Source organism: Protofrankia sp. CiP1_Cm_nod1, assembly GCF_920888515.1.
GTDB lineage: Bacteria > Actinomycetota > Actinomycetes > Frankiales > Frankiaceae > Protofrankia.
On the sequence record NZ_CAKKTM010000032.1, the window covers coordinates 17,937 to 27,551 of the forward strand.

Consider the following 9,615-nt stretch of genomic DNA (forward strand, 5'->3'; position numbering starts at 1 on the left):
CGCCTCGGTATGTTACGGCATTTTTCGTTACGAACTGGCCGGTTCGGCGTCGTCGCCGCGAGCATGCTGATACGGGACGGCCGGCAGGCCGCCATGGGCGATGCTGACCGGGGGCTCGATGAGGAATGGATCCACCCGCCGGTCCACCGGGGTGAACCAGGGCTCACCCGGCGCCGCGTGCGGTGTGAAACGCCAGCGTTTCGGCACCCGCCGGATCCCGACCGGATAGATGGTCAGCGACCCGTCCGGGCCGATGTGCAGCCGCAGGAGGTTCTTGTAGTCGGCGATCCCCTGCGCGGCGAAGAGCTCGTTGGTGTTCAGGCCCGCGAACCGGTCGGCGAGCCAGAGATAACCGGCGAGCAGCTCGACGGCGGCGAGCCCGCCGAGCACGGTGACCAGCGGCAGTACGCCGGCCAGCAGCCAGGTGCCCGGCAACGGGCCGGCCACCGCCACCACGGCCGCCAGCAGGCCGGCCGCCAGCAGGAGCTGGGCCACCGCGTGCGCGGCTCCGGCCGCCAGCCCCCGGGCCGTCCGGCCGCTCTTGGTCAGGGCCACCCCGGCGCCCAGGACGCCGAGGCTCAGCGCCAGCCCTGGCACGTTGTCGACCAGGCCGGCGAACAGTGCGCCGGTGCTGGCGTCGCGAAGCCCGTCCGCGATGGCGTCGAGGCGCCCGGCGGCCCTTGGCGTGCCCGCGCCGGCGGTGGCACCGATCACCAGCGCCAGCAGCAGGTGGATACCGCCGAGCAGGCCCACCAGCCCGGGTGCGAACGCCGGCAGGCGGACGATGCCGGCGGCCAGCCGGCGGGAGGTGCGCGCGTCCGGGAAGCTCGTCTCGAGCTGGTAGTGCGCCGGCGGGTCGGTCTTGCTTGGCGCCCGGGACGCCGGCGGCGGCAGCACCAGATGTTCCGGCAGGTGGTGGGTGGCGGACAGGTAGGCTCCGCCGCCACCGGCGGTGAACTTCTGCGTGTCCCCGTCGGCCTGGCGGTAGCGCGCGTAGTGGTGCAGGTCGCCGGAGAGGGAGACCCGTACCCGCGCGCCGGCCTTGCGGATCACGGTGCGTTCGAAGTAGTCGAGGACGGCGAACGCCTCGGCGTTGCCCTCACCCGTGCTGACCCAGCTCGGTTTCGCCGAGCACAGGATCACCGCGTCGCCGGGTTGCATCTGCTCGGCGACGTCGAGGAAGTACCGGCGCTGCGGGTCGTCGATGTAGGAGTCGAACTGGATGTCGATACCGAGCAGCCACCACCGGTGCGGCAGTTTCACCGCGAAGTAGCTGCGGGTCTGCTCGGTACGCCAGCCGCCGATGGTGGAGCGCTGGCAGAACACCCGCATGAAGGCGGTGAGCCCGTCGTACCAGTCGTGGTTGCCGGGGAGGACGAACAGTTTCGGCGGCGCCGGCTGCCCGTCGGGCCCGGGCGGCGCGGTGGGCAGCGCCGCCCGGTAGGGGCCGATCAGTTTGTTCTCGTAGCCGGTGATGCTCGGCGTCGGATAGCACTGGTCGCCGCCCATCACCAGCAGCTGCCCCCGCGGGGCCGGCGAACCGTCCAGTTCCAGGCCTGGCGCGGCGAGCAGCGAGGCCATCGTGTAGGTCGAGTCGAAGCCGTCGCCGAGGTCGCTGACGTAGTCGAACCACAGCTCGTCCTGGCCCGACAGGTCGGTCGGGGGGGCGGCCGGCAGCGCGGCCATCGCCTCCCGCTTGTCGGCATAGGAGCCGAGTAACTCGCTGATACCGACGCGGACGGCGGTGTCGAGCAGCAGGGCCGGCGACAGCCAGCGGGACATCGACGCCCGTGCGAAGCCGAGCGCCCGCTCGCTGTCGTCGACAGGGCGGGACGGGGTGCCGGACATCAGCTCCAGCCCCCTTCGCCATCCCGCGGATCGTCTCCGTCCCGCGCGTCCTCCTCGTCGTCCTCGCGTCCGAGGGAACGGCCGTAGACCTCCCAGAGATCGCCGAGGAACAGCCGGCCGAACTTCACCAGGCCCGCCGTGCCACCGGCCGGGCCGGACGTCCGGAACGTCGTGAGCTGCCAGAGGAAGTCGGGGATGTGGATGGTGACGATGCCGGCGCCGACGATCCGGGCGGTGGACTCGCCGGCGGCGTCCACATGGCCGGCGAAGACGCGGGTGTAGAGCGTCGAGGTGTCCCGCCACAGGTCGAATCCGGGATCGTCGTGGACGTCCTTGAACCCGCTGAGGGTCAGCGGGTGCCCGGCCGCGTCGCTGAACGGCAGCCGGTAGAGCATCCGCCGGTGCCCGGGGGTGTCGCCGACGAAGAGGTTGAAGACGCCGCCGTCCACCGGGCGTCTGCCGCCCAGCGCGTCGCAGCGGACGTATCCGCTGGCGGTGGCCCCCCGCAGCCGGTCGGCGGCGAAGGCGTCCACGTTCTCGGTGTGGATGGTCAGGCGGAAGGACAGCGAGGTCCCGTCCTGCCTGCCCTGGTTGTATCCACGTTGGGGATCGGTTTCGTCGAGGGTGAGGAAGCCCTTCATCTTCTCGGTGAACCGCAGGCTCGTGGGAGTGGTCATGGCTGTGTCTCCAGGACGGGGCCGGCATCCACGGCGTGTTCGGCGAGCCGGTCGGCGAAGGCGGCGATGGTCAGCGACGGGTTCGCCCCGACCGGCCCGGGCAGGGCGGCGCCGTCGGCGACGTACAGACCGGGGTGGTTGAACACCTCGCCCCATTCGTCGATGACGCCGGTGGTGATGTCGGTACCCATGGAGGCGCCGCCGAGAGGATGCACGGTGATGACCCGGGACAGCAGCGTCAGCGGATTCCGGTGGTATTTTCCACCCATTTCCTCGGCCAGGTCCTCCATGATTCTGTCCAGCCGTTCGAAATACGGCTGGCTGTCCGCCGGATAGTTCTCGATCTGCAGGTAGTCGTCGCTCACCGACATTTTTCCGGTGGGAATGTCGCGCCCCATGCCCAGCAGGGGCATCGCGCCCGCGGACGCCTGCCCCGGGCCGAGCAGCCGGCCGACCAGCGCGCCGATCTGGTGGGACGGGCCGCCGGTGAGACGGGAACGGATCAGCTCGTAGACGGTGCTGACGATCCGGGACGCCTCGTTGTCCAGGCCGGCCGCCTCGATGAGCCATTCGGCGAAACCGGGGTAGCCGGCGTCCTGGATGTAGCAGCCGCGGTCGGCGCCGGAGCCGCCCTGGCCATCAGCGTGACCGCCGTGGCTGTCGAGGGGGTCGGGGACGCGCACGGCGGTCGTGATGACCGGGGCGTGCGCGCCGCCCAGGGCCGGGCCGGGCACCCCGCCGACGAAGCCGAGCAGGTCGCCGTTGCCGCTGAAGCGCCGCCCCAGCAGCTGGGAGATGCCGGGTAACGCGGCGCGGTTGCGGAGCAGCAGATAGGTGGTGCCGAACGTGCCGGCGGCGAGGACGAGACGATCACAGGTGATCGTCCGCTGGGGGAGTGTCGAGGTGGCGACGGCATCACCGGGTGCGTGCACCACGTATCCGACGGTGTACCCACCGCCGTCCCGTGGGGTGATCGAACGGGCCTCGTGGTGGACGCGCAGGTCCGCGCCGTGGTGCACCGCGGCGGAGAGATAGGTGTGGTCCAGGGTGTTCTTGCTGCCGTAGTTGCAGCCGAGGTCGCACTCGCCGCACAGCACGCAGGTGATCCGCGGCCGGCCGTGGATGTTGCCGTAGGCCGGCTCACCGATGGGCGCCCCCGGTACCGGCGGGTTGCCGTCGACACCGAACGTGACCGCCAGCGGCGGCTGCTCGGCGGTGTACCCGAGCCGTCTGCCGGCCTGTTCCAGCAGCTCGGTCCGGCGGGCGTGCTGATAGCGCGGCTGCCCCTTGGGGAAGCGCTGCACCCCTATCGTCTTTTCGACGGCCGCGTAGTGCGGTTCCAGGTCGGCCCGGCTGACCGGCCAGCTCTCGTAGCCCTCGCAGGCGGGCGCGTCGCGGACGAACCACTTCTCGTCCTTGCGGAGCAGGACGTTGGCGTAGATGAGCGAGCCGCCGCCCAGCCCGCTGGAGACAACCGCCTCGAAGTCGGCGAAGGACCAGACATCGAACAGACCGTGCCGGCCCTGGCTCGGGTCCCAGAAGTTCGTCGCGATGTCGGTCGGCGAACGGGCGAACGACCCCGGTGGATACGCCTTCCCACGCTCGAACAGAACAACGCTGTAGCCCGCCTCGACGAAACGGCAGGCGGTCACCGCGCCACCGAATCCCGAACCGACAACCACGACGTCCGCGTGTTCGCTCCCGCTCACCTGTCCCCCCAGGCCCGCCCGCGGATCGCCGACTGGGAACACTTCACTCGCGGGCGTGACGAGTGAACCACGCCCAGCCGCCACCAAAACAGAGTGGGCCGCTGTCCACAGCCCGACATGGCTGTGTCCGCGCCGCGCCCGCCGGCCCGGATCTCCTGTTACGGCCCGCCGCGCGCTCCCGTCGGGTGATCGGCCGGGCCGGTGATGACGGCCAGGACGGTGCTGCCGGGGGTTATCGTGCCGCGGCGGGCCAGCTCGAGCAGACCGTACATCATCTTCGCGACGTATACCGGTTCCAGGGCGATGCCGTGGCGTCCGGCGAAGTCGTCGATGAACCGCTGGAGATCCGGCGGGCGGCGCGCGAAACCGCCGAAGTGGAAGTCGCACTCGATCCGCCAGTTGTCGGTGGCGTGGCCGAAGGTGGCACGTTGGAGGTCACCGACGACGTCCTGGAGGAACCGGCCGCCTTTGAGCGCGGAGAATCCGATGGCCCGCTGGCCGGGGCGCAGGCTCGCCGCGATACCGGCCAGGGTGCCGCCCGAGCCGCAGCCGCAGGTGACGATGTCGACATCCGGCTCGACCTCGTCCAGAATTTCGGCACAGCCGCGGACGCCGGCCGGGTTGCTGCCGCCCTCCGGCAGCGGGAAGAAGTCGCCGAAGCGCGCCCGCAGGCCGGCGAGCACGTCCGGTTCGTCTTTCCGGCGGTACGTCGACCTGTCCAGGTAGGCCAGCCGCATGCCGTGGGCGACGGCGGCCGACAGCGACCAGTTCAGCGGCAGATGTTCCTCGCCGCGGATGACGCCGATGGTGGTGAAACCGAAAAGCGCGCCGGCGGCGGCCGTCGCCCGGACATGATTGGAGAACGCCCCGCCGAAGGTCAGGATCGTCGATTTCCCGGACGCCGCCGCGTCCACCAGATTGTATTTCAGCTTGCGCCACTTGTTGCCCGGTAGCACGGGGCTGACGAGGTCGTCGCGTTTGAGCAGCACCCGGACCCCGTGCCGGGCGAACCGCTCGTCATCCAGCTCCTCGGCCGGCGAGGGCAGCCGTACCACCCCCGGATACAGGGCTGTTGGTGACAGGGCCTCAGCGCGCGGGGCTTCGGGGCGCGGAATTCGCGAGTGCCCGGCCCCCGGGCCGGGAGCCTCCGGACTCGGAGGCCGCGTGTTCATGCCGGCGCTCCCCGCGAACGTCGTGGTCGCCGTGCGGTGCGCAGAGCGGTGGTGATGCCGGCGGTGGACAGGGCGATGAGTGAAACGGCCGGGACCCAGTTGCCGAGGCGGTCGTAGAGGGTCTGCCTGGTCGCGAGCGGTATGTCGGTGCGGTAGGGGCCGCGTTCACGGGTGCCGAGACGGACGAGTTCGCGGCCGGACGCGTCGAACACGGCGGAGACGCCGGTGAGCGTGGCGTGCACGACCGGGCGTCCCGACTCGACGGCGCGCAGCGCGGCGAGGCTCGCGTGCTGCGCGGGCGCCCAGCTGTCCTGGAAGGTCGATGTCGCCGACTGCACGACGATCACTTCCGCGCCCATCCGGGCGAGCCGGCGTCCCAGGTCGGGAAAGGCCGACTCGAAGCAGATCAACGTCCCGAAGCGCACGCCCGCCGTCCGCATGATGGTGAGCTGATGGCCCGTCCGGCGGTTCTCCGCAGCTGCTTCGGTCACTGATGACAGCCAGCCGAACACCGGGCGCAGCGGGATGTACTCGCCGAACGGCACCAGGCGCGTCTTGTCGTAGCGGCCGCGCGGCCCGTCCGGGCCGATGAGGACCGCTGTCTTGTAGATCCCGCCGCCAGGCGCCCCCGGCCGCTCTCGTGGGCCTGGCGAACCAGGTGGACGTGCCCGCTCCAGGCTGCCGTCATCGTCGCGGGCCGGCCCTTCGGCGGAGCCCGGTGGGGCTGGTGAGCCATGTGCGCCCAACACATCGCCCGGTGCGCCGAGGGTTCCGGCCCGGCGGGCGTCGGTGTTGACCAGGATGTCGGCGCCGACGGCGCGGGCCGCCGCCTCGATCCGGGCCAGGTGGGCGGGATCGTCGGCGAGGTCGAAACCGACGCTGCTCTCACCCCAGACGACCAGGTCGGCACCGCTGCCCGCGAGACGCCGGGTGGCGGCTTCGCTCGCGGTGAACCGGGCTTCCGGAGCGTGGACGACACCCGGCTGGGCGCCGCCGAGACGCAGCGTCCCGGCCGCCGGGGGGACGGGCCTCAGCATTGCCGCGCCGCTGACGGCGAGGATGACGATCCCGGCTGCCGCCAGACAGGCGGTGATCCGTCTGCCGGCCGCCGCGCCCGGGATTCCCGCCGCGGCCAGGGCCAGCCCGACGGCAGCCAGCACGAAGCTGAGCAGCCACACGCCGCCGAGCGAGGCGAGCGCCAGCACCGGCCGGCTGTTCCACTGGCTCGCGCCGAGCAGCGCCCACGGCCCGCCGAGCCCCTGCCATGATCGGAGGAACTCGCCGGCCACCCACGCCGACGGCACGACCAGCAGCGCCCACGCGAGCCCGCGGGCTGAAGGGGGCTGGCGCAGGGCCGCCCACACCGTCACACCCCACAGCGTCCAGGTCGCGCCCAGTATCGCGGTGAGTACGAGCAGGAACGGGCCGGTGTTCGGAGCCAGCCAGTAGCAGGCCGCCAGGAAGAACCCGGTGCCGCCCCACCAGGCCCGTACGGCCGCCTCCCGCCTGGTCGGGGCGGCGCGGACGACCAGCATGAGCGGCACGAGCCCGACGAAACCGAGCACCCACACCCCCGGCGCCGGGAAGGCGAACGCCGGGACCGCCCCGGCCAGCCCGGCGAGCCCGTGGGCCGGCAGCCGGCGCACGGCCGTCCCGCCCGAGCGCTTCTCGCTGTCCATGTCGCGATGCTGCGGCCACTTCGAGTACCCGCGCAAAGCAGCGTGACATGTGGGCCGGTTGTGCGGGTATCAGCTCAGGCGGGGGGTGATCTTGTCGAGGACGCCGTTGTACAGCCTGCGGATGCCGATCGGCGCGAAGGTCCGTTCGAAGAACCCGCCGATGCCGCTCGCGCCGGCCCAGCTCGTCTCCACCGACACCCGGGTCGTGCCCGAGCCGGCCGGCTGCACCGTCCACACGGTCCGCAGGGTGGAGTTCTGGTCGGCTTCGACCAGGGTCCGGTCGGGCTCGGGCGCGGAGACGACCGCGTCGACGGTGCGGACGCGGCTGCGGGTCGCGTGCAGCTGGTAGCGGATCCGGGTGCCGGCGCCGGTGCCGCCCTCCAGCACCTCGTAGTCCGTGATCGTCTCTGGCCAGGTCTCGGCCCGGACGCCCTTGTAGTCGCCGAGCGCTTCGATGACGGCGGTGGGCTCGGCGGTCACAACCCGCGTCACGGTCACCTTGATCTCTGCCATCCGGTCTCCATTCATGGTCGTAAACAGCGCGGGCAGCCGGCCTCGGCCCCGCCCTGGCTCGGGCTGGCTGCGACGGACGCCCGGTCGTGCGAGCAGCGCCGAGACGGCCACCCGCAGCCACCAACATCCATCGGACACGGCCTACCCGCGTCCCGCCCGGCGCATTCGACGTTGTGGCACCGTGACGTTAAGACATTGCGACGTTATGGCATCGCGGTGCCACAGGACGTGCCACAGGACACTGTGCTGTCAGGACATCGCGGTGCCAGGACATCGCGGTGTCAGGGTGTGCCGAGCGGCCACAGATCGACGCCGTCGACGTGGCGGCCGGGGCCGCCGGCCAGTCCGGTCAGTAGTTTCACCAGCTCGTCGTGGTGGTCGCTCGGGCCGAGAATGATCGCGTCCAGGTCGAAGCGGTCGAAGGTGGCCCGCAGCCCGGGCCGCCGCAGCGCGTCGTCAGCGGTGATGGTGCCTGCCGCGACATCGATGAGGGCCGAGTTGAGCGGGTCCGGCTCCGGGTGGAAGCTGGAACGTCCATTACGGTCAGGAACCGTACAGTAGCAGCCGGGTATGGCGAACCGGAAGCCCGCCTGAGCCTGCCAGAGCATCGCCACGTTCTGCTGCGGGTACGGGTAGGGCACGACGAGCGCGGTCGACCCTTCCGGCAGGGCGTTGCTCACCCGCGGGCCGGTGAAGAACGCGGGAGTGGCCGGCGAGAAGGCGAGCAGGGACGCCGGCACCAGCGGGACCAGGGCGGCGACGGACACACCGACGGTGATAGCACGGATACGAGGTGGCCGTGCCTGGTCCAGCCATATAGCGATCATGATGCCGGCCGCGAGCGCGACGTAGAGCGACAGCCGGGACGGCAGCGCGTTGTGCAGCACCGGCCCCAGCTCCAGCACGCGCCACGGCAGCGGGATACCGGTGTTGTGCCCGCCGACGTGCAGGTGCGGGCCGAGCGAGAGGACCGCGGCGGCGGCCGCCAGCGGCACGCACAGGGCGACCAGCCGGTTGCGCCGCAGCCGCACCGCGATGAACAGCAGCAGAGCCAGCAGGGGCAGGCCGAGATAGCCGCTGACCTCCACCGCGTTGCCGGTGAACGTCAGGCTCTCCCGGACGGCGAAGTCCGGCCCGAAGGCCTGCAGGGGCGTGGGCGTGACGAACGTGAGCAGGTCGGAGACGGCGACGTCCGGCGGCTGGATCGAGCCGTGCACCCGTTGCGGGCCGAAGAACTGGGTGGCCAGCGGCCAGGCCAGCGCCGCCGTGGCGACACCGGCGCAGATGGTGAGCCCGCGGATGGCCGCCCCCGCGCGGGCGCGGACCTGGTCGCGGTGCCGCAGGCACAGGATGGCGATGGCGATGGCGGTGACCACTGCCGAGGTCGCCAGCACCTCCTCGCTGATCAGCGCCTGGGCGGCCACGGCCACCCCGAGCAGGACACCGGTCCGCCGGGTGTTGCGCTGCCGGACGAGCAGGTCGTCCATGAGCAGCAGCAGGATCGGCGGGAAGGGCACGAACGACAGGTGCAGGTGCCCGTAGGAAGCACCGATCATGTACGGGCCGAAGCCGTACAGCAGCCCGGCGACGGCGGCGGGCAGCGCGGCCGTCCAGCGGCGCACCGCCAGGAACATCGCCCAGCCCGACAGCGCCGGCGCCAGCGTCGTGAGCACCTGGAAGGCCACCAGCGGGCCGGCCAGCATCGTGACCGGCGCGGCCAGCACGCCGAGCAGCGGCACACCGGTGCTCCACATGATGTTGACGCCGTCCGGCACGTTCAGGAACTGCGTGACGAACGGGTTCAGCCCGTGCGTGAGCGCGTACGGCGTCCACCCCAGGTACCAGGAGAACAGCACGGCGTCACCGCCGCCATAGACGGTCCCGCCCAGATCGGTCCAGCCGTCGCGGAAGAGCAGGACGGACAGCCCGCAGAACGCGACGAGGACGGCCAGCGCGGCCGGCCACCGCCGGGCCCGCCGCGGGCGCGCCCGCGGCGGCGGCTGGCCCGGCCCCAGGC

At 71.8% G+C, this 9,615-nt stretch carries 7 protein-coding genes; all 7 read right to left on the reverse strand.

Features of this window, described 5'->3' with window-relative positions; translation table 11 throughout:
• Positions 1–27 precede the first annotated feature (27 nt).
• Entirely contained in the window at positions 28–1,848 is a 1,821-nt protein-coding gene (locus tag NBX02_RS02095) for a hypothetical protein (protein WP_250283221.1), read from the reverse strand.
• Positions 1,848–2,525 carry a hypothetical protein gene (locus tag NBX02_RS02100; RefSeq protein ID WP_250283219.1) on the reverse strand — a complete coding sequence of 226 codons (678 nt, stop codon included), beginning with the start codon at positions 2,523–2,525 and terminating at the stop codon, positions 1,848–1,850. The genes NBX02_RS02095 and NBX02_RS02100 overlap by 1 nt, the downstream gene beginning before the upstream one ends.
• Positions 2,522–4,234 (reverse strand): GMC oxidoreductase, encoded by a 1,713-nt coding sequence (locus NBX02_RS02105; RefSeq protein WP_250283217.1) that lies wholly within the window; start codon positions 4,232–4,234, stop codon positions 2,522–2,524. The genes NBX02_RS02100 and NBX02_RS02105 overlap by 4 nt, the downstream gene beginning before the upstream one ends.
• A 158-nt stretch (positions 4,235–4,392) precedes the next feature.
• The gene (locus tag NBX02_RS02110) at positions 4,393–5,406 is read right to left on the reverse strand and encodes a pyridoxal-phosphate dependent enzyme (protein ID WP_250283214.1); all 1,014 of its coding nucleotides are present in this window, start codon (positions 5,404–5,406) and stop codon (positions 4,393–4,395) included.
• Complete coding sequence (lnt, locus tag NBX02_RS02115; RefSeq protein ID WP_250289730.1) at positions 5,403–7,085, reverse strand: apolipoprotein N-acyltransferase; 1,683 nt, start codon at positions 7,083–7,085, stop codon at positions 5,403–5,405. Before lnt ends, NBX02_RS02110 begins: the two co-directional genes overlap by 4 nt.
• Positions 7,086–7,154: 69 nt before the next feature.
• Entirely contained in the window at positions 7,155–7,598 is a 444-nt protein-coding gene (locus NBX02_RS02120; RefSeq protein WP_250289731.1) for an SRPBCC family protein, read from the reverse strand.
• 281 nt (positions 7,599–7,879) lie between these two features.
• Positions 7,880–9,613 carry a hypothetical protein gene (locus NBX02_RS02125; RefSeq protein WP_445548209.1) on the reverse strand — a complete coding sequence of 578 codons (1,734 nt, stop codon included), beginning with the start codon at positions 9,611–9,613 and terminating at the stop codon, positions 7,880–7,882.
• Positions 9,614–9,615: the final 2 nt, after the last annotated feature.